The 19,418-nt window shown below is 28.9% G+C and carries 18 protein-coding genes, 1 pseudogene and 1 riboswitch; of the genes and pseudogenes, 4 read left to right on the top strand and 15 right to left on the bottom strand.

Features of this window, described 5'->3' with window-relative positions:
- Window positions 1-50: 50 nt before the first annotated feature.
- The 13 genes from BN6774_RS03890 to BN6774_RS03830 all read right to left on the bottom strand — a co-directional run bounded on the left by BN6774_RS03890 (window position 51) and on the right by BN6774_RS03830 (window position 11,856).
- Complete coding sequence (locus tag BN6774_RS03890; RefSeq protein ID WP_066890228.1) at window positions 51-2,102, bottom strand: triple tyrosine motif-containing protein; 2,052 nt, start codon at window positions 2,100-2,102, stop codon at window positions 51-53.
- A gap of 126 nt (window positions 2,103-2,228) precedes the next feature.
- A complete protein-coding gene (locus tag BN6774_RS03885) occupies window positions 2,229-2,672 on the bottom strand; it encodes a YaiI/YqxD family protein (protein ID WP_066890226.1) in 444 nt (147 codons plus the stop codon).
- Window positions 2,673-2,674: 2 nt separating this feature from the next.
- Window positions 2,675-4,030, bottom strand: coding sequence for a glucose-6-phosphate isomerase (locus tag BN6774_RS03880; RefSeq protein ID WP_066890224.1), 1,356 nt, complete (start codon window positions 4,028-4,030; stop codon window positions 2,675-2,677).
- Window positions 4,031-4,263: 233 nt separating this feature from the next.
- Window positions 4,264-5,061 (bottom strand): BtpA/SgcQ family protein, encoded by a 798-nt coding sequence (locus BN6774_RS03875; protein WP_066890222.1) that lies wholly within the window; start codon window positions 5,059-5,061, stop codon window positions 4,264-4,266.
- Window positions 5,061-6,053 (bottom strand): IF-2B domain-containing protein, encoded by a 993-nt coding sequence (locus tag BN6774_RS03870; RefSeq protein ID WP_066890220.1) that lies wholly within the window; start codon window positions 6,051-6,053, stop codon window positions 5,061-5,063. The genes BN6774_RS03875 and BN6774_RS03870 overlap by 1 nt, the downstream gene beginning before the upstream one ends.
- Before the next feature lie 35 nt (window positions 6,054-6,088).
- Window positions 6,089-6,808 carry an amidohydrolase family protein gene (locus BN6774_RS03865; RefSeq protein ID WP_084766859.1) on the bottom strand — a complete coding sequence of 240 codons (720 nt, stop codon included), beginning with the start codon at window positions 6,806-6,808 and terminating at the stop codon, window positions 6,089-6,091.
- A gap of 21 nt (window positions 6,809-6,829) precedes the next feature.
- Window positions 6,830-7,645: a PTS system mannose/fructose/sorbose family transporter subunit IID gene (locus BN6774_RS03860; RefSeq protein ID WP_066890218.1), complete on the bottom strand. Its 816-nt coding sequence runs from the start codon at window positions 7,643-7,645 to the stop codon at window positions 6,830-6,832.
- A 12-nt stretch (window positions 7,646-7,657) separates the two neighbouring features.
- On the bottom strand, window positions 7,658-8,398 hold the full coding sequence (locus BN6774_RS03855) for a PTS mannose/fructose/sorbose/N-acetylgalactosamine transporter subunit IIC (RefSeq protein WP_066890216.1): 741 nt from the start codon (window positions 8,396-8,398) through the stop codon (window positions 7,658-7,660).
- A gap of 32 nt (window positions 8,399-8,430) precedes the next feature.
- On the bottom strand, window positions 8,431-8,919 hold the full coding sequence (locus BN6774_RS03850) for a PTS sugar transporter subunit IIB (RefSeq protein WP_066890214.1): 489 nt from the start codon (window positions 8,917-8,919) through the stop codon (window positions 8,431-8,433).
- A gap of 21 nt (window positions 8,920-8,940) precedes the next feature.
- The gene (locus BN6774_RS03845) at window positions 8,941-9,330 is read right to left on the bottom strand and encodes a PTS sugar transporter subunit IIA (protein WP_066890212.1); all 390 of its coding nucleotides are present in this window, start codon (window positions 9,328-9,330) and stop codon (window positions 8,941-8,943) included.
- Window positions 9,330-10,064 (bottom strand): amidohydrolase family protein, encoded by a 735-nt coding sequence (locus tag BN6774_RS03840; protein ID WP_066890210.1) that lies wholly within the window; start codon window positions 10,062-10,064, stop codon window positions 9,330-9,332. Before BN6774_RS03840 ends, BN6774_RS03845 begins: the two co-directional genes overlap by 1 nt.
- 14 nt (window positions 10,065-10,078) lie before the next feature.
- Window positions 10,079-10,816: a GntR family transcriptional regulator gene (locus BN6774_RS03835; RefSeq protein WP_066890207.1), complete on the bottom strand. Its 738-nt coding sequence runs from the start codon at window positions 10,814-10,816 to the stop codon at window positions 10,079-10,081.
- Between the two features lie 227 nt (window positions 10,817-11,043).
- Window positions 11,044-11,856 (bottom strand): peptidoglycan recognition protein family protein, encoded by an 813-nt coding sequence (locus tag BN6774_RS03830; protein WP_066890205.1) that lies wholly within the window; start codon window positions 11,854-11,856, stop codon window positions 11,044-11,046.
- Window positions 11,857-12,011: 155 nt separating this feature from the next.
- Between BN6774_RS03830 and BN6774_RS03825 the strand changes: the two genes are divergently transcribed.
- Together BN6774_RS03825 and BN6774_RS03820 are read left to right on the top strand one after the other, a co-directional pair.
- Entirely contained in the window at window positions 12,012-12,434 is a 423-nt protein-coding gene (locus tag BN6774_RS03825; protein WP_066890203.1) for a GNAT family N-acetyltransferase, read from the top strand.
- Window positions 12,435-12,544: 110 nt separating this feature from the next.
- Window positions 12,545-13,123: a hypothetical protein gene (locus BN6774_RS03820; protein WP_066890201.1), complete on the top strand. Its 579-nt coding sequence runs from the start codon at window positions 12,545-12,547 to the stop codon at window positions 13,121-13,123.
- Window positions 13,124-13,255: 132 nt separating this feature from the next.
- Here BN6774_RS03820 and BN6774_RS18070 read toward each other — a convergent pair.
- A pseudogene (locus BN6774_RS18070) lies at window positions 13,256-13,438 on the bottom strand (YmaF family protein); the annotation flags it as partial.
- 224 nt (window positions 13,439-13,662) lie between these two features.
- Here BN6774_RS18070 and BN6774_RS03815 point away from each other — a divergent pair.
- Together BN6774_RS03815 and BN6774_RS03810 are read left to right on the top strand one after the other, a co-directional pair.
- Window positions 13,663-14,895 (top strand): HD domain-containing phosphohydrolase, encoded by a 1,233-nt coding sequence (locus tag BN6774_RS03815; RefSeq protein WP_066890199.1) that lies wholly within the window; start codon window positions 13,663-13,665, stop codon window positions 14,893-14,895.
- A gap of 89 nt (window positions 14,896-14,984) precedes the next feature.
- A riboswitch (NiCo riboswitch) is annotated at window positions 14,985-15,075 on the top strand.
- A gap of 127 nt (window positions 15,076-15,202) precedes the next feature.
- Entirely contained in the window at window positions 15,203-17,716 is a 2,514-nt protein-coding gene (locus BN6774_RS03810) for a cation-translocating P-type ATPase (RefSeq protein WP_066890197.1), read from the top strand.
- Window positions 17,717-17,789: 73 nt separating this feature from the next.
- Here the strand turns inward: BN6774_RS03810 and guaA are convergent, their stop codons facing one another.
- Window positions 17,790-19,331: a glutamine-hydrolyzing GMP synthase gene (gene guaA / locus BN6774_RS03805; protein WP_066890195.1), complete on the bottom strand. Its 1,542-nt coding sequence runs from the start codon at window positions 19,329-19,331 to the stop codon at window positions 17,790-17,792.
- Window positions 19,332-19,418: the final 87 nt, after the last annotated feature.

Genomic DNA, 19,418 nt, shown 5'->3' with positions numbered 1-19,418 from the left:
TCACTCTCACTTATATAACTATTAGAAATTTCGAATGGGAAAGGTTTTTCTTAAGTCCCAACTTTAAATTCTAAATCTGCATAATCCTCATAATTAACTTTTTTATAGTAACTTTTACTTAAAACTAGAATTCTATAATTCCCACTTGTAAAGGGAAGGAATGTATAGTAGTTTTTTCTACTATAAGCTTGAACTCTAACCCAGTTTCCTTTTTCCATTATATAAAATTCATAACAAACTTCTTTTCCACCTTCACTTGTAGCTTCAAAAGTTACTTCTTTTCCTTCAATTATTTTATCAATATCCATCTTTATTTTAGTATTTGTTACCGGGGTTGCTTCATTTACATAAATAGAAACTTCCTTCTTTATATCATACTCTTCTTTACATAATATATTTTTCGCATAAATTTCAAAGGTATATTTCCCTGGACATTTAGGCTTTGCCTTTATATATTTGCTTTTAACAAATCCTGTATCTTCAACTTCATGTCCATTAATTTTAGTTACATATCTTAATAATATATTTTTTGTATTTTGTGCAATTATTTCAAACTCTATAGTGTCTCCTACTAAATAAAACTCTTTCCCCTGTAATAATACATAATCTACTTCTGCTTCTTGATAATCCTTAACCTTAAAGAAGATATACTCATGAGCATCATATTCTCTAGAAGAATATTTATCAATTATTCTTACTTCTACTTGATACTCACCACTATCTTCTGGAGTAAAGTTCACCCAGTTAGTTACCCCATAGTTGCTTCTTTCTTTTTCAACACTATCTTTATAAACAATAAATGAATACTTAAGCTCTGTACCACCTTCAGCTTTAACCTTTAAATTAATTGGTTCTCCCTTTATACAGCCTCTAGTTTTACTTGCATTAATCCCCAATATTTTTACAGGCTTTTCTCCCTTTTTATCTATTTTAAAATTTAACTCTTTTATATCTTCATATTCTCCATGATAGGATATGTCCTTAACCTTTAATATAACCTTATATTCTCCCTCTGTCTTAGTCTCCCAATTAAAAATTCCAGATCTGATATATCCAGTATCCTCAGCCAAAGGTCCTTCAACTATATACCTATATAAAACTTCCTTTCCCCCCATTACTGAAGATTTAAAGGTTACTGTATTTCCAGATAATTGAGGCGAACTTAACTCTGAAGAAAAGCTCCTTATTTTAATCTTCTCATATGGTTTAACAAAGTACACCATTGCCGCTCTATCATCATAGGCTTTATTAGAAAATATATCTCTAACATAACATAATAATTTATATTTTCCTTTTTCTCTTTCACATATAGAAACTATATTCTTAGTAGAATAATCTTGAACACAGGTTATTCTTCCATTTAAATCTACTTTTAAAAACTTATATAATATAGTCCTACTTTTTTCATAATTAACTCCAACTTTAAAAACAAGCTCTTCACCTACTAAAAGACTTTCTGTTAAACAATTAAATGAGTTAATCTGAATAACTGGTTGTTCTTTAACCTTAAATTTTACAGTAGTAAAATCATCTACATGATTAGATGAAGATGGTCTTTTACACTCAATTAATATTTCCCCTTCTCCAATCTTAGTAGTTGTATAAGTTAACTTATTTTCTGTACTGTAATCCTTTAGTGGTTCCCAGCCTTGATTTCCACTAATCCAAAATCTATACAGTAAAACTTCTTCATCTTCTGGAGAAAGTACATCTAAGTTTATTTTTTCTCCAAGAATTAAGCTTGTCTTATCTATTGCAACATCTTGTATTAGTTTATAATTTGAATTTTTAGATTGAATGATATCCTTTTCTTCTATATCCTTAATTTCATAGCTTGACCTTACATTTTGTACACTTCCTGTATCTTTATCTATTACATTAACCATTATCATATATTCACCAGGCTCTTTAGGTTGCCATAAACATTCACCCTCACTAGAGAAATCTTTAATTTGCTTCCAAACTAAATTTCTTTCTCCTGGAGTTCCTTGAAAAAATTTATACTCCAAATTCCCTTGATTTTCTGAAATAGCTTTTATACTAATAGTTTCCTCCACTCTTGATGGACTTTGTTTATCAAAAGTTAAAATTATTTCCTTCATAATCTCACACCCTATTTTTCTCATTATTCCCTAATATTATTATACCTTCAATATAAAGAAATATAAAACGAAATTTGTCACCTATATAAAGAAATAAGAATAAACCGTATTTTATATTTCTACAGCTTATTCTCTTATATTACATTCTATTAACTTTTTTAAGTTTTTTTCTAGCCTTAAGTCGTCTTCATTTGTCCTTTTTTTAGGGTTATTAGTTCTTCCACCTGCACGTCTTATTTTTTGAGATATATGTCTTTCTTCTAATAATCTATCAATATTTTCTTCATTATAATAATATCCTTTTGGATTTATAACAAAGGCTTTCTTTCCTAATGCAATAGCTGCAACCCCATAATCTTGGCTTACAACTATATCTTTTTCCTTGCATATATTAACTACATACATATCCACACTTTGAAAACCACTATCTACAACTTTAACTTCTCCATAATCTAATCTTATATAATGGTGGATATCACAAAATACAATTAATTCAAGCCCATATTTTTTTGATATATTTTCAATAATGGAGATACCTGGACAGGCATCTCCATCTACTATAATTCTCATTATTATTTTAACTTAGCTTCTAACTCAGCTTTTAAATCTTCAAAGCCTGGTTTTCCAAGTAAAGCAAACATATTTTTCTTGTATGCTTCAACTCCTGGTTGGTCAAATGGATTTACTCCTAATAAGTATCCACTTATACCACAAGCTTTTTCAAAGAAGTAAACCATATATCCAAAGTAATATGGGCTAAGCTCTGGAATATTTAATACCATGTTAGGAACTCCACCATCATTGTGAGCTAATAAAGTTCCATTGAATGCTTGCTTGTTAACAAAATCTATAGTTTTTCCAGCTAAGAAGTTTAATCCATCTAAGTTTCCTTCAACTTCTTCTATTGAAACTTCTCTTTTTGCTTTTTCTACATTAAGAACTGTTTCAAACATTATTCTGCTACCCTCTTGGATAAATTGTCCCATTGAGTGTAAATCTGTTGAGAAATCAACTGCTGCTGGAAAAATACCTTTTTGATCTTTTCCTTCTGATTCTCCATATAATTGTTTCCACCATTCATTGAAGTAGTGTAAACCTGGTTCGTAGTTAACTAATATTTCTACATTTTTACCTTTATTATATAGGATATTTCTCATTGCTGCATATTTGTAACAGTCATTATTTTTAAAATCATCAGTTGCATATGCTTCTCTTGCATCAGCAGCCCCTTGCATCATTTCATCTATGCTAATTCCAGCTACAGCTATTGGTAATAATCCAACTGCAGTTAACACTGAGAATCTTCCTCCAACATCATCAGGAATAACAAATGTTTCATATCCCATTTCATCAGCTAATGATTTTAATGCTCCTTTGCTCTTATCAGTAGTTGCAAAAATTCTTTCCTTAGCTCCATCTACACCATATTTCTTTTCCATATAGTCTTTGAATACTCTAAATGCTATAGCAGGTTCTGTAGTAGTACCTGATTTAGATATAACATTTACGCTTATGTCTAAACCTTCTATTGCATCTAAAAGATCAGCTAAGTATGTTGAACTAATATTATTTCCAACAAAGAATACTTGTGGAGTATCTCTTTGATCCTTTTTTAAAACATTATAGAAATTGCTATTTAACATTTCTATCGCAGCTCTTGGTCCTAAATATGATCCACCTATACCTATAACTATTAAAGCATCTGAATTTTTCTTTATTTTTTCTGCTGCATTTTTTATTCTTTCAAATTCATCTTTATCATAGTTTACAGGTAAGTCTAACCATCCTAAAAAGTCATTACCAGCACCTGTACCATTTGTAAGAGTGTTATGAGCACACTTTACCATTGCTTCCATATTGCTAAGTTCTTGTTCTATCTTAACATATGGTTCTACCTTAGATAAATCTAATCTTAAACCTTTATTCATCATTTCAACCTCCGAATCTTTCTTGGAATTTTGCCGTTTATTTCTAAGCCTATAAATTCTACTATATTATAACATAATTTAAATTATATAATAAAATTTTTTTCATTAAATATAGCTTTTTGTATATTTGTATAAATTACCTATTAATTTTTACTCTTTTATATTATGCTCTTTTTTTAAATTTAAAAACCAAAAAATTAGGATACAAATAAATGTATCCTAAAATAACAATCTTATTTTTCTTTTTTAGCTCTTAATGCTTCATCCATAAACCTTTTACTTCTAACTGGATCTATAGGATTCTTCATATCTCCATTCTTTATCCAAGTAGCAACTGAAACTCCATCGTAATATTTTAATAAATCATAAATATTATCTCCAGTTGCTCCTCCTCCTAATAAAATAGGCGTATTAGGAAGCTTTTTTCTTACCTTTTGTATCATATCTATGCTTTCTTCCTTTGTTTTTCCTGACATAAATAGTCCATCAGCAAAAGCTTCATTAACAGCTTCCCAAGCAGCATCTTCAATAGGCTTTCTTCCTAATGGAATTCCATGGACCTCATATATATCTGCATAAACTGGGACTTTACTTCTTGTTCTTTTTCTTAACTGTGCAATTTCAACACATTGAGCCTCTAATATTCCTGCACTAGTTACATTTGCTCCAGTAAATAAATGTTCTACTCTAACGAAGTCTGCTCCTACAGCATCAGCAACTGATAACCCTGCAACTCCATCCCAATTCATCAATATTCCTAATACTAAATCAGGAAATTCTTTTCTTATTTCATAAGCTATTCTTGTCATATAGGCTATAGCTTCTGGATTTGCAATTTGTTTTATGGGCATATCATTCATATTTTGAACTATTACACCATCAAATCCATTCTTTTGAACCATTTCAGTTTCTTTTAAAGCTCTATAAACTATATCATCAATAGTTTGTGTGTCATGTCTATAGCTTCCTGGTAATGGATCTGGCTGAATCATTGAAAGTACAGTACAATTTGGTATAAATTTTTTATCCATTACTCTAAACCTTCTTTCATACTTTTACTATAATCTAAACTAATATTATAAAGTTGCTTACTTGGTATAACTCCAAACTCTGTTATAAATGCTCTTATATGTTCTGGACTTACTCCAATTAATTCAGGAGTAACAAAATCTATCTTATCAACATTTATATCTTTACTCCAGCTACTAGATAACTTCTTTTTCAAATCATTAAATACAATATTCTTTCTTCCACCATAAATAGGTCTTGTATCTAATTTTATCATAGGAGTTAAGAAATATAGAGGTATATTGTAAGTATGACATACTAATCCTACAATATCCGATCCAGTTGTATTAAATCCAGTTCCATCAGCAAAGAAGGTTTCTGCTCCCATAAATGCTGCATCACATTTAACTAAATTATACATTATTGCTGAATCTGGAATAAATTTTATATCATGTCCTGATTCTTCACATGCCTTTACAAAAGGATATCCCCCATCAATTACTCTACTCTCTGCAATATAAATAGTATATTTTTTATTATTTCTTACTAAAGCCCTTAAGAACTTTTCAACTGTACTTGAATAATCATATACAAATATATTTCCCATATCTTTAGCTACTTTTACTGAATATTCAACTACTTTATCTATATCTTCTTTAGATTTTTTATTATAATTATCTTTTTTCTCTATTATTTTACTAACTACATAATCAATATCATCAGTGCTGCTATAATTATTTATACCTTCTATCATTATATAAATAGCATTGCTTATAGCTTGGCTTGCTTCTCCTCTTGTAGCAATAAAATACTTTGTTACTTCTTTTATTTTATCAACTATAGTCATTACATCTTCTGATTTTTCTTTTCCTTCTAATGCTATAGCTTCAATCATATCTCCTATCATTCTAATATGATTACTAGCTCCAAGTACAACTTGATTAACTATATCATCAAAGCTTTTTTTCACCTTATCAGGTAATAGGTTTCTTATGACTTCTGGATTATGTACCATATTATCCTATACCACCCTTCTATCTTAAAGTTAGTCTATAAATTTAATATTTTCTTAGCATTCTCACTAAAAATACTCTTTACTTCCTCTTTTTCTAACTTAAACATATCAAATATATCTATTGAACACTTAGTAAATCTATCTGGAAATGAACTTCCAAAAACAATTTTTGATTTATCTAAATTATTAAAAGCTTTTTTTAGTATTTGCATTTCATATTGGTTAGATGTTTCAACATAAATATTATCATTTCTTTTTGCAATATCTATACAGTTATATCCATAATCAAAACATCCCATATGAAGAAATATAAACTTAACTTTTGGGAATTTCTTAGCTATTGTTTCCCATTGATGTGGCATTGATCTAGCTCCAATTCCAGTAAAAGTCTTTACAATAATATTGTTTTTTTCTATAACTTCTAAAACCTTCTCTAGATTTTTACAATTATCAGGATAGTATCCATGCTCAAAGGAATTAAATTCTACCATTTTTATATTACCTAATGAAATTGCATGATTTATATCGTCTATTGCTGAATCTAATTTAGGATTAATAACTGCACACCCTATAAGTTTATTGCTATTTTTTTCAACTAAATTTGATATATAAGTATTGGCTTCTTTTATAGAGGTTCCTTCCATAGTTGAAACTACCCTTAAGTCAACATTATTTTTCTCCATATCTTCAAAAAGCTCTGAATCTTTATATATATTGTTTTCTCTATTAACATGAGCATGAATGTCAATAATCATTACTTTCAACTCCTTTTTAACTTAGCCTAATATTCCTAAATATACTCCTATAATAGCTACTATCATTGTTATAAATATTAATTTAACTGCTGATATTTTTTTCTTAGTTATTAAGTAGTACATTATTCCTGTATAAGCTAGTCCTAAAACTCCTGGCATAAGTCCGTCTAATGTTTGTTGAATGCTTATTACAGTATCACCAGATGAAATTTCTATTGGTATTTTCATATAAATTAAAGCTGGTATAAAACCTCCAACAATTGTGTATGCAGCAATACCTGCTATATCTGTTATCTTTGAAATTAATCCACTTGATTGAATCTTATCAACTAATTTAACACCTTGCTTATATCCTTGGAATACACCCAAATATCTTATTCCAATTGAAATAACACTCATACCAATTACAAATAATATTGGTCCTAACCAACCTGTACCTGCATTTACTAATGAAATTGCTAAACTTGCAAGTATTGGTCTTGCTGTACCATTTAAAAGCGAGTCTCCAAGCCCAGCTAAAGGTCCCATTAAAGCTGTTTTCACTGCATTTATAGAACTTGGATCTACCTCTTCAGGATCCTCTGCATGCTTTTCTTCCATTGCTATACTTATTCCAACTGGTATAGATGAAACCATATCTTGTGTAAGAAAATACTCCATATGTCTGTTATATGCTTCTTTCTTATCTTCAGGATCATCATATATTTTTTCTATTACAGGCATTAAGGCTTGAGTAAATCCTGCATTTTGTTGTCTTTCATAATTGTTTGCACAACGTATTGTCATTTGGTTCCAGAAAACTTTCCATAGGTCTTTTTTAGTTATCTTTTTTTCCATGATATACCCTCCTTAATTCTTAGCAAGTTTAAAGTAATAATATAAAGCTGAGAATACTACTGCTAGTAAAGCTATTCCTATCATATTTATATTTAAATATGCTGCAAAGAAAAATCCCAAGAATAGGAATGGCCACATGCTCTTAGTTTTAATAGAGCTTAATAGTAAAGCAAATCCTACTGCTCCTACCATTCCCCCACCAACTGATAATCCAGTGATTATTTTATCTGGAATAGCACTTATAATTTTTGCAACATAATCTGCTCCAAAATATACAGCTAAGAATGTAGGTACTCCGTATAATACAGCATTCATTAACATTGGAAATATAGTATTATTTAAAACTATTCCTTTTGTATTTAGCTTATCTACAGCATCATCTACTCTGTGCATAAAATAAACATTAATAATTGAGTTTTGAACTGTTTCTGCTATTTGTCCAATAAAAGATACTGGTAACGCTGTTGCTACTGCTAACTCAGTTCCACCACCACCAAGTATAGCAACTGCAGTTGCTATGGCTGTACTTATTGTTGGATTCGGTGGCACAGCTGTACCAACAAATATAACTGCTAAGAACATTAATTCAACAGTTACACCTACTGTTAAACCTGTTTGAAAATCTCCCATAATTAAACCAACAACTGGTCCTACAAATATAGGCCTAAAAATATGTGTTTGAAAAGTGTGCGAATCAATAAATGCAATTGTAACAAATAATGCTACTAAAAAGGCTTGTAAAAAAAGACTCATTTTCTCTTCCCCCTATAAATTTTAATATTAAGTTATATTAATTTTTCTTTTTTAAGTAGTTCAATAACATCTTGACTTCTTTCTGTAGGCACAGCTCTAACTTCTAGATTAATACCTCTACTCTTTAATGCTACAAAAGCATCAACTTCTTCATTGTTAACCCATAGGTTTCCTAACACCTTTGTTTTTCCCTTTTTCATATTTAAATTTCCTACATTTATATTACTTATTTCATCAGAAGAATCTAATATTTCTAATGCTTCTTTAGGTCCCTTAGCTAAGAATAATGTTTTAGTGTTATCCTCATCATTTTTTATAGCTTCCTTTGCTTCACTTAAAGTCATAATCTTTAATTGTACATTATCTGGAGTTGCCATTTTTAATAATGTTTGTTGAAATGAATCTTTCGCTGCTTTATCATCAGCTACAACTATTTGTTTTGCATCAGCATAAGCTAACCAAGCTGTTATTATTTGTCCATGTATAAGTCTGTCATCGATTCTAAATACTGTAATATTCATATTTACCACTCCTCTTTTATCTTATATAGCACTTAAGCCAATAGTATCTTTGTTTATTTTTAATAGTTCTTCAACAACTTCTTTTAAATTTTTATCTTTACTATGCATTATAGCTTCAATTAATAAAGGAAGATTAATACCATAAAACACAGCTACATTTGGATTTTCAAAGGAAAATTTACTTGCTACATTAAAAGGAGAACCGCCTATAATATCGCATAATATTAAGTATTGTTTTTCCTCAGATATATCGAAAACCTTTTCCTCAAATACATCATTTAACTGATCTATTCCCATTTCCTCATGAAATGATATATAGTCAACATTTTCAAAATCTCCAATTAACATCTTTGCAGAGTTAACTAATCCAGCTGCTAATTGACCATGTGTTGCTAATAATACTTTTACCATTACTTATCCATCCTCCATAAATATCTTGCATTTTTATTAAATATCCATTCTAAATCTTCTTCTGCTAATCCTAGTTCCTTAAATTTTTCAATTTCTATATTTACTGGTTTATATGGCCAATCAGTTCCAAAACATATGCGCTTTGGTCCTAATACTTCTATAGCCTTCCTTAAAACATTTACATCCATTTGTCCAGAAGTTTCAACCCATACATTTTTTAAATCCTTTATTGCTTCTATAGTAGAGAAACCAAATTCGTAATATCCTATATGAGTGAATAAAAAATCTATATTAGGAAATTTTCTAGCATATTCAGCCCAAGTATATGGAGTACTAAATGGTGCAGTGCCTACATGAGTTTGAACATGTACACCATAAGATTCAATCTTCCTAAAAATTTCATCTAAAGCTGGTGTATTATCTGGATAGTAACCATGTTTCCAAGAATGAAATTTAACTCCATTCATTTTATATTCTCCCAAACATCTATCAATTTCTTCTAATGCATCTGGAGCTTTAGGATTAATAAACGCATATCCTTGTATAAAGTCTGGATGAGCTTTCATTGCTTTATAAATATAGTCATTTTGTTCTCTTGTTGATATTCCTGAAAGACAGCTTATACCAACTTTTGAAATTCCATAAGTCTTTAGCTCATTTACTATTTGATCTGGTGAATTTTCTTCTCCAGAGCTAGTTTTTCCTAAATGAGAGTGAATATCAAAAATTTCCATACTATACCTCCTATTTACTTATCTTTATTCAAATCTAGAAGTACTGAATACTCATACATATCAGCGTTATAGTACATTTCAACATATTCTACTGGTCTATTATTAGAATCATAGGTCAATCTTTCTTTGTAAAATATTGGAATGATATTATCTACTTTTAGTATTTTATTCAATTCTTCATTTGAAATTTTTGCTTCTAATTTTTCTTCAGCATGATCTATTTTTATACCCTTATCTTTTAGTAATTTATATAAAGAAGTATCTTCTTTAAAATCATCTTCTTTCAAAGTCAAATTGTTTAATTTTTTTATATAAGCTTTATGTAAACCAATTACAGTATCTCCACTAAGTCTAATACGTTCAATGTAAAAAATTTTCTCAGAAGAATTTAAATTTAATAAGTCAGATATTCTTTGATCTGCAATTAACTCTTGAAACTTTACTAATATTGAACTAGCCTTTTCACCATACTTTTCATTGTCTTCACTAAAGCTACTTAGCATTCTTAAATTGAAGTTTTTCTTTGGCTTGCATACAACAGTTCCTATACCCCTATACTTAGCTGCATAACCTTCTCTTTGTAAATCTTCCATAGCTCTTCTTACAGTTATTCTACTTACTCCATACATATCTTGTAATTCTTTTTCTGATGGAAGTTTATCGTTTACTTTGTATTCTTTATTCTTTATTTTTTCTAAAATATCTGTATAAATTTGATAATGTAATGGTATTTGTGACTCCTTATCTATCATATACATTCTCCTTAATCATCTTATAAGTTATAACGTTATAACGTTATAACTTATGCTTAAATTATATTCCTAACATTTACCTCTGTCAACGTTTTCTTTAAAATTATTTTAAATTTTCTTAAAATTTTTATTTGTTATTCAAATCTAGTGTATTTATCTAAAGATAAATGTAGAAAATTATATAAAAAGGTGCTGTAATATTTTACAGCACCTTTTTATAATAAATATTACGCTAGCACTAGATCCTTTAAATAAACCCAACTAGCTATTTCTTTTAATAAAGCCTTAGTATCACTTATTTGACTTACTGTATAGGTGTTTTGCTTAACCCAATCTGGTATAATTTCACCAGTTGCATAATTAGTACCTATTACCTTAACCTTTGATCCTACTGTTATAGTCAAGGGATATAACTTGATTCCTTTGCTATCAAATACACTATATCCAGGATTAGCATCTGCACAAGCTTTAGCATTTTCAAAAACACTAAAAGCCCCAATTTGTGATGCTGCATCTTCCCAGGTTTTTCTTACCCTATAGATTTCTGTAGTATTGTTAATATTATCAAGTTCTCCTTGAATCATATTTAAGAATCTTTGCCATCCTAAATCCAAAGTTCTATGCGGACAATACTTTCCACTAAAATCCTGATGTTTTTTAACATTACTTATTGTCCATCCATATTGCTTTAGTAAAGCTGCAACTTCTTTTGAGGCTCTCTTTTCTGCATTAGTAAATTTATCGCCTCCTGATTTTGAATAACAAATTTCTACACCTATATAATATCTGTTACCTTCACCACTTCCTCCATCTCCTGCATGCCAAGCATTTCTATTAAGTGGTATTCCAAGAATTGCCTCATTATCATCTACAGCAATATGAAATGATGTTGAATTAGTATTTGTCTGCATATAAGATATTTCATTTGATGCTGTTGCATCATTTGCAGTGTTGTGAATACACACCCCCTTCGGTGTCATTGAATAAGGGCACTTTAAACTATACTTGTCTGATGAAATAAGTTTTTGAATTAAAGCCATTAAAATCCTCTCCTTTTACTTTAATCTTTAAGGAATCTTTCTTCCTCATTTAGTAAATACGTTGTATGAAAGGATTTTTTAAAATTTATAGAAAAAATTTCTAAATATATAATTTATGTTAAAATCAAATTATATATTTATTGGAGGTACAAACTATGAATTTAAAAATTCAAACTAATTGCATAAATATTAATTGGAGTGAAGTTCAAAATATATTAAAAACTGTAGGTATGTCTTATGTAGATGTAGATACTCATAAACTCTCCTTTGAAAATAGCTACACTGTTATATTTGTTTTTGATAATAATAAATTAGTTGGCTTTGGAAGAGCTATTTCAGATGGGGTACGTAACTCAGCCATATATGATATAGCAACTCTTCCAGCGTATCAAGGAAAAGGTATAGGTAGATTAATTGTAGAAAATATAATTAAAAGTACTCCAAATTGTAACTTTATACTTTATGCCTCTCCAGGAAAAGAAGGATTTTATGAAAGCTTAGGCTTTTATAAATTAAAAACTGGCATGGGATATTTCTTTGATTTAGAGAAGGCTAAAAAGAAAGGATTCATTAAATAATCTATCTAATTTATTTGTAACAATTATATTACGGGCAACATATTATAGACTATGTGCATTATATTTTATAATGTTCAAATAAATTTATAACTAATGAGGATGGGTTTAATATGTCAAATAATTCAAATAATAATTGGTATATTATCTTTGATAATGATTCTTTTAATGAAAAACCTTTAAAAAAAGAAAATAAATGTTATTGCGATTATTATAAGGAACCTCATAAAGAATATGAAGATGATTCTTATGATATGTGTTGCAATAACCATGAGAACAAAAAACATCATGGACATTGCGAGAAGAACAAAGATAGAGACTACGATAGGTGCTGCAAATATGATGAAGATAAAAGAGAGAAAGAGTGCTATGAAAAGTATTGCAAATGTTTGAGCAAAAAGGATGAAGAAAATCATCATAAAAACCATTGTGACGAAAAAAAAGATGATAATTCTTATGAAAAACACTGTAATTGCTATAAAAAAGAAGAAGAAAACCATCACGACCATAGAGATCACTGTGAAGATAAGAAGAAAAAAGAGTATTATGAATATTACTGCAAATGTTGGGTAAAAAAGGGCGATGAAAATCATCATAAGGATGAAGATTATTGTGATAATAAAGAAGATTCCTATGAAGATCACTTCAGAAGATGTAAATATGCTTATGAGTCTTCTAAAAATCGTAAATAGTCTTATCTTATATTGAAGAATATTTATTATTTTAACTAATTAATTTAAAAGATAAATTGGCTATATCTAAGTGATGTAAAAATTACTTTGATATAGCTCTTTTTGCATTTCTATATAATAAGTAAACTAAAATCAAAAGATAGCAAATACATCAATTATATGAAAATGATCATTGAAGAAATCTGTTCTCGTTAATATTCTGTGAATATGGCTTCCTTTACAAGGTACTGCTTCTCCAGTAATACCAGCAAAACGACGATTATGAACGTCATCACTATTAAGTTCAGCCAATTTTACACTTCCAACAAATTCATGAACGTGTTTTTGCTATGATTCGTAATAATTCATAGCTTAACCCCTTTCTCTTTTGTTACATAATATATAATATTTTAAACTATAATAATTTGTTACTATATTTTAATTGATTTATATTTTCCTCACAAATTATCTATATTGGTATAAAATTCAATATAAAATTTGTAATTTTATCGTATAATAATGTTAGTAAATTTTTAGTTAGAGGAGTTTTATCATTAGATATGGATACAAAATTAAGATATATACTTAATACATTTATTTCTGCGTATAATAAATTAGATAAAGATATAGTCATTCATTGTAAAGAGGTTGCTTTTCTAACTTTATCAATATGTGATGCTTTATCACTTGATAAAGATACCAAAAAAGATCTTATAGTTTCAGCTTACTTACATGATATCTCAGCTTCTAAGACAAATTTTTTAGATACTTTAAGAAAATTTGATACTGTTGAATATCATGAACACTGTTTATATGGATATGTATTTTTCGATACATTAGTACCTTCTAATACTTTTTGTAAGTACATATTATATCATCATGAACCCTATAACTCTAATAATGTAGTTAATAATATGGAAATTCCATTAGAAAGTAATATTTTAAAATTAGCTGATGATATTTCTATTTTTAAACTTCTTAATAATAATATTGCTATTGATAAAATCCGTGAATTTTTAAATTCAAGAAAAAATTTATATAATCCAATATATTTAAATGCACTGCTATCACCAAAAGGAAGTGAAGCTTTAAAAAAATTATTAGATAACTCTTATTTAGAAACCCTGGACAATTATGGAGATGAAATTTCCGTTAGAAATATTGATTTCATTAAGTTTGTTGAGGCAATGGCATTTATATTAGACTTTAAATGTGAAATAACTAATATACATTCACAAACAGTATCTTTATTTAGTGTATTACTTGCCAAAGAATTTAACTTGCCTGATATTTTTGAAATTCGTATTGGTAGCTTATTACATGATATAGGTAAAATGGGAGTACCTGATTCAATTTTAAAGAAGCCTAGTTATCTAACTCCTGAAGAATTTGATATTATGAAAAAACACGTTGAATATACATATGAAATTTTATCTAATTTAAAAAATGAAAAAATAGTAAAAATAGCTTCAAATCATCACGAAAAACTTAATGGGAAAGGTTATCCAAGGGGTATTTCTGATTTATCATTTTCTGAAAAGTTAGTTGCTGTAGCTGATATTTTCGCTGCGCTAATTCAAAAAAGAAGTTATAAAAATCAATATTCAAAGGAAAAAACAATAGAAATATTGCTTAATTGTGTACATAACGATGAAATAGATAGTACCATAGTTAATAAAATAATAGAAAATTATGATTATTTTATTGATATGAATTTGAAATTGAATGAAGAATTTCATAATAAGCTTAATTTATTAAAAAATAAATATGAACTATTATTTTCCTCTTTATAATCTTTTATATATAATTTTTATGATTAGTAGATTTTTCTGGTTATCCATAATATAATAATATATAATCTATTTGCACTGCATTTAAATCTACAGTACAAACTGATCAGGCCATTAAACATCATGTTTATGGAGCCGGGCCATATCTTTGGCAACAGGATTCTATATACCTGTGGGACAGTATATTGTTCTACAGGTATTTTTTATTTATCTATAGAACAATAACTGAAATCAGATCTTTATTGCATTGCCATAGAGCTATCAAACAAAAATTCTTAGAGTTTCTAAGAAAAAAATGGAGGTAACTTTTATGACAAACTCAACAATCTCAACAAATTCTAACCAATTTCTAGGTCTAACTAATGAAGAAGTAAAAATAGCTCAAGAAAAACACGGAAAAAACTTATTAATATCCGAAAAGAAAGAGAATTTTCTTTTTAAAATTTTAGATGTACTAAAGGAACCAATGTTTTTGCTTTTACTTTTTGCAGCATCTATATATTTCATTTTAGGAGAGCCTCGTGATGGAACAATAATGCTTATTTTTGTTATAGGTGTAATTGGAATTGATGTAATTCAAGAGTGGAAAACAGATAAAACATTAAAAGCACTGAAAGATTTATCAGCTCCACATATAAAGGTTATAAGAAATGGATCTGAAATTACTATAAAGAGCGAGGATTTAGTTCCTGGAGATTTAATGATAATAAATGAAGGTGTAAAAATTCCAGCTGATGGTGAAATAATAAAATGTAATGATCTCTGTGTAGATGAATCTTCATTAACTGGTGAATCTCAAGGTGTTTGGAAAAATACTAATGCTATTATTGATGGGTATTGGAGAAATGATTATTGTTATGCCGGAACTCTAGTAATTCAGGGTAATGCCCTAGTAAGAATAGCTAATATAGGTAGTAAAACTGAATATGGTAAAATAGGCATTAATGTTTCCAAGGCTCCTAAAAATATTACTCCATTACAAAAACAAACAAAAAAACTTGTTAAGATTTGTGCATATATTTCAACTATTCTTTTTATATTTGTTTGTTTATTAAATTATATAAATTTATCGCATATTCAATTTAAATATAGATTAATTCAAAGTATATTATCTGGAATAACCTTAGCTATGGCTATGATACCTGAAGAATTTCCTGTTATACTAACTGTTTTCTTATCTATGGGTGCTTGGAGACTTGCTAAAAAGAATTCATTAGTAAAAAATTTGAATTCTGTTGAAACCCTAGGTTCTGTATCAGTATTATGTGTTGATAAAACAGGTACTATAACTATGAATAAAATGTCTGTAACAGATATATGGTCAATTAAGGATGATGAAAAAGAGTTAATAAAAATTATGGGGATGGCCTGTGAAACTGAAGCCTATGATCCCATGGAAAAAGCTATGCTACAATATTGCCAGGAGCATAATATATGTGAAGAAAATTTATTTTCCGGAGAATTAGTAAAAGAATACTCTTTTACTAATGAAAGAAAAATGATGGGTCATATCTGGAAACTAAATAATAAGATTTTGCTAACTTCAAAAGGGTCTCCTGAAAAAATATTATCTATTTCTAAACTAGATGAAAATCAAAAACAGTATATTGAATCTAAAATTAATGAAATGTCATCAAGAGGTTTAAGGGTTATAGCTATAGCTAAAATGAAAATAGAAGATGAAACTTCAATTCCTTCCACTCTAGAAGAATGTACCTTAGAATTTCTAGGATTAATAGGACTTCAAGACCCTCCAAGAAAATCTGTAAAAACAGATATTTCACATTGTATAAAAGCGGGTATAAGAGTTGTTATGATTACTGGAGATAATGGTATTACAGCTAGTGCTATTGCAAAAGAAGTTGGAATACCTAATAGCAATGAAATTATAACTGGAGATATGCTTGATGTAATAGATGATAATGAATTAAAAGAAAAAATTAAAAGTGCTAGTATCTTCTCTAGAGTTATACCTGCCCACAAAATGAGAATAGTAAAAGCCTTTAAAGAAAATGGTGAGATAGTTGCAATGACTGGGGATGGAGTAAATGATGCACCAGCACTTAAATATGCTGATATAGGTATAGCCATGGGACATAGAGGTTCTGAAGTTTCAAGAGAAGCAGCTGATTTAGTACTTTTAGATGATAATTTCTCAACTATCGTTGATACTATAGAAAATGGTAGAAGAATTTATGATAATATAAGAAAAGCTATAGGATATGTATTTACTATCCATATTCCAATTGCACTTTCGTCACTAATTGCTCCAATTTTAGGAATTACTTCTTCTTCATTATTTTTATTACCACTACATGTAGTTCTTTTAGAACTTATAATTGATCCAACTTGTTCAGTTGTTCTTGAAAGACAACCTGCCGAGAAAAATATTATGAATAGAAAACCTCGTAATTTTGAAGAAAACATTTTATCTAAAGGCACTCTTATTAAAAGTATAATTCAAGGGTTAGTGCTATTTGCTACCTCATTTGGAGCCTATTATATTTATTTAAACAATACAAGCCCTGAGGTTGCTCGTTCAATAGGACTATCTATAATAATGCTTTCTAACTTACTACTCGTATATGTAAATAGTTCAAATACAGATTGTGCATATAAGTCATTTTTAAAACTTTTTAAGGATAAAGTAATGTGGTTAGTTTCTTTAATTACCTTATTTGGAATAGGAATAATATTATATACTCCTTTATCTAAAGTATTAAGCCTATCTCCATTGAGCTTTAAACAATTAGCATTAGTAATATTAATTTCAATAGTTACTACATTATGGTATGACTTAATAAAATTAATAAACAAAAAATAGTAAAAAAGAGAGAAATAGTATATTTCTCTCTTTTACTTATTAACTTTAACTTATTCTTTATAAAATAGATTTTTTATTCAAATTCTATAGTTGCTGGTGGTTTTCCTGTGCAGTCATATAGTACACGGTTAACCCCTTTAACTTCATTTACTATTCTAGTTGTTACCTTTCCAAGTACTTCCCATGGAAGATCAGCTGATTCTGCTGTCATGAAGTCACTTGTAGTTACTGCACGAAGTGCTATAGCATAGTCATAAGTTCTTTCATCTCCCATAACCCCTACTGATCTCATGTTTGTAAGAGCTGCAAAGTATTGACCTATTTCCTTGTCGATACCAGCCTTTGCAATTTCTTCTCTATAAATTGCATCTGCTTCTTGAACTATTTTAACTTTTTCAGCTGTTACTTCACCTATTATACGAATTCCAAGTCCTGGTCCTGGGAATGGTTGTCTGTAAACTAATTTTTCAGGTATTCCAAGCTCTAAACCAGCTTTACGAACTTCATCTTTAAATAATAATCTTAATGGCTCTATTATTTCTTTAAAATCAACATAGTCTGGAAGTCCTCCAACATTGTGGTGTGACTTTATAACTGCTGATTTTCCAAGTCCACTTTCAATTACGTCTGGATAAATAGTTCCTTGTACTAAGAAATCTACAGTTCCAATTTTCTTAGCTTCTTCTTCGAATACTCTAATAAATTCTTCACCTATTATTTTTCTCTTAGTTTCTGGATCTTCTACTCCCTTTAATTTTTCGTAGAATCTTTCTTGAGCATTTACTCTGATAAAGTTTAAGTCATATTGTCCATTTGGTCCAAATACTTCCTCAACTTCATCACCTTCATTTTTACGTAGTAAACCATGATCAACAAATACACATGTTAATTGGTTTCCAACAGCTTTTGAAAGTAATACTGCTGCTACTGATGAATCAACTCCACCTGATAATGCACATAATACTTTACCATTTCCAACTTTTTCACGGATTTCAGTGATTGTCTTTTCAACAAATGAGTCCATTTTCCAGTCACCAGCACATTTACAAACATTATATAAGAAGTTTGATATCATCTTAGTTCCTTCTTGTGTATGCATAACTTCTGGATGGAATTGTACTGCATATAAATTCTTTTCTTCACATTCCATAGCAGCTACTGGACATACAGGAGTATTAGCTACTACCTTAAATCCTTCTGGTGCTTTTTCTATGTAATCTGTATGACTCATCCAACAAATAGTAGATGGTGATACACCTTCAAAAATCTTAGAATCTACATTCACATCAACTTTTGTCTTTCCGTATTCACTTACAGGTGCAGTTGCAACTTTACCACCAAGCATATGTGACATTAATTGTGAACCATAACATATTCCAAGTATTGGAATACCAGCTTCAAATAATGCTTTTTCACATAAAGGAGAATCTTCTCCATATACACTATTTGGTCCTCCTGTAAAGATTATTCCCTTTGGATTCATTTCTTTTATTTCATCCACACTTAAAGTATATGGATGAACTTCACAATAAACTCCACATTCCCTAACTCTTCTAGCTATTAATTGATTATACTGACCCCCAAAGTCAATTACTAAAACTAACTCTTTATTCATAGGTTACCTCCAACCTTATTTTGTTTACAAAATAATTTTATCTTATTATTTTTTTATTGTCTATTAACATAAAGGATAAATATTTCA

The sequence above is a fragment of the Clostridium nigeriense genome (genome assembly GCF_900086595.1).
Taxonomy (GTDB): domain Bacteria; phylum Bacillota; class Clostridia; order Clostridiales; family Clostridiaceae; genus Clostridium; species Clostridium nigeriense.
This window is presented reverse-complemented; position numbering and strand designations above follow the sequence as displayed.

Coding starts and splice junctions, on each gene's coding strand:
- BN6774_RS03890 (WP_066890228.1), bottom strand. CDS start 2,102: ATGAAGGAAATAATTTTAACTTTTGATAAACAAAGTCCATCAAGAGTG.
- BN6774_RS03885 (WP_066890226.1), bottom strand. CDS start 2,672: ATGAGAATTATAGTAGATGGAGATGCCTGTCCAGGTATCTCCATTATT.
- BN6774_RS03880 (WP_066890224.1), bottom strand. CDS start 4,030: ATGAATAAAGGTTTAAGATTAGATTTATCTAAGGTAGAACCATATGTT.
- BN6774_RS03875 (WP_066890222.1), bottom strand. CDS start 5,061: ATGGATAAAAAATTTATACCAAATTGTACTGTACTTTCAATGATTCAG.
- BN6774_RS03870 (WP_066890220.1), bottom strand. CDS start 6,053: ATGGTACATAATCCAGAAGTCATAAGAAACCTATTACCTGATAAGGTG.
- BN6774_RS03865 (WP_084766859.1), bottom strand. CDS start 6,808: ATGATTATTGACATTCATGCTCATGTTAATAGAGAAAACAATATATAT.
- BN6774_RS03860 (WP_066890218.1), bottom strand. CDS start 7,645: ATGGAAAAAAAGATAACTAAAAAAGACCTATGGAAAGTTTTCTGGAAC.
- BN6774_RS03855 (WP_066890216.1), bottom strand. CDS start 8,398: ATGAGTCTTTTTTTACAAGCCTTTTTAGTAGCATTATTTGTTACAATT.
- BN6774_RS03850 (WP_066890214.1), bottom strand. CDS start 8,919: ATGAATATTACAGTATTTAGAATCGATGACAGACTTATACATGGACAA.
- BN6774_RS03845 (WP_066890212.1), bottom strand. CDS start 9,330: ATGGTAAAAGTATTATTAGCAACACATGGTCAATTAGCAGCTGGATTA.
- BN6774_RS03840 (WP_066890210.1), bottom strand. CDS start 10,064: ATGGAAATTTTTGATATTCACTCTCATTTAGGAAAAACTAGCTCTGGA.
- BN6774_RS03835 (WP_066890207.1), bottom strand. CDS start 10,816: ATGATAGATAAGGAGTCACAAATACCATTACATTATCAAATTTATACA.
- BN6774_RS03830 (WP_066890205.1), bottom strand. CDS start 11,856: ATGGCTTTAATTCAAAAACTTATTTCATCAGACAAGTATAGTTTAAAG.
- BN6774_RS03825 (WP_066890203.1), top strand. CDS start 12,012: ATGAATTTAAAAATTCAAACTAATTGCATAAATATTAATTGGAGTGAA.
- BN6774_RS03820 (WP_066890201.1), top strand. CDS start 12,545: ATGTCAAATAATTCAAATAATAATTGGTATATTATCTTTGATAATGAT.
- BN6774_RS03815 (WP_066890199.1), top strand. CDS start 13,663: ATGGATACAAAATTAAGATATATACTTAATACATTTATTTCTGCGTAT.
- BN6774_RS03810 (WP_066890197.1), top strand. CDS start 15,203: ATGACAAACTCAACAATCTCAACAAATTCTAACCAATTTCTAGGTCTA.
- guaA (WP_066890195.1), bottom strand. CDS start 19,331: ATGAATAAAGAGTTAGTTTTAGTAATTGACTTTGGGGGTCAGTATAAT.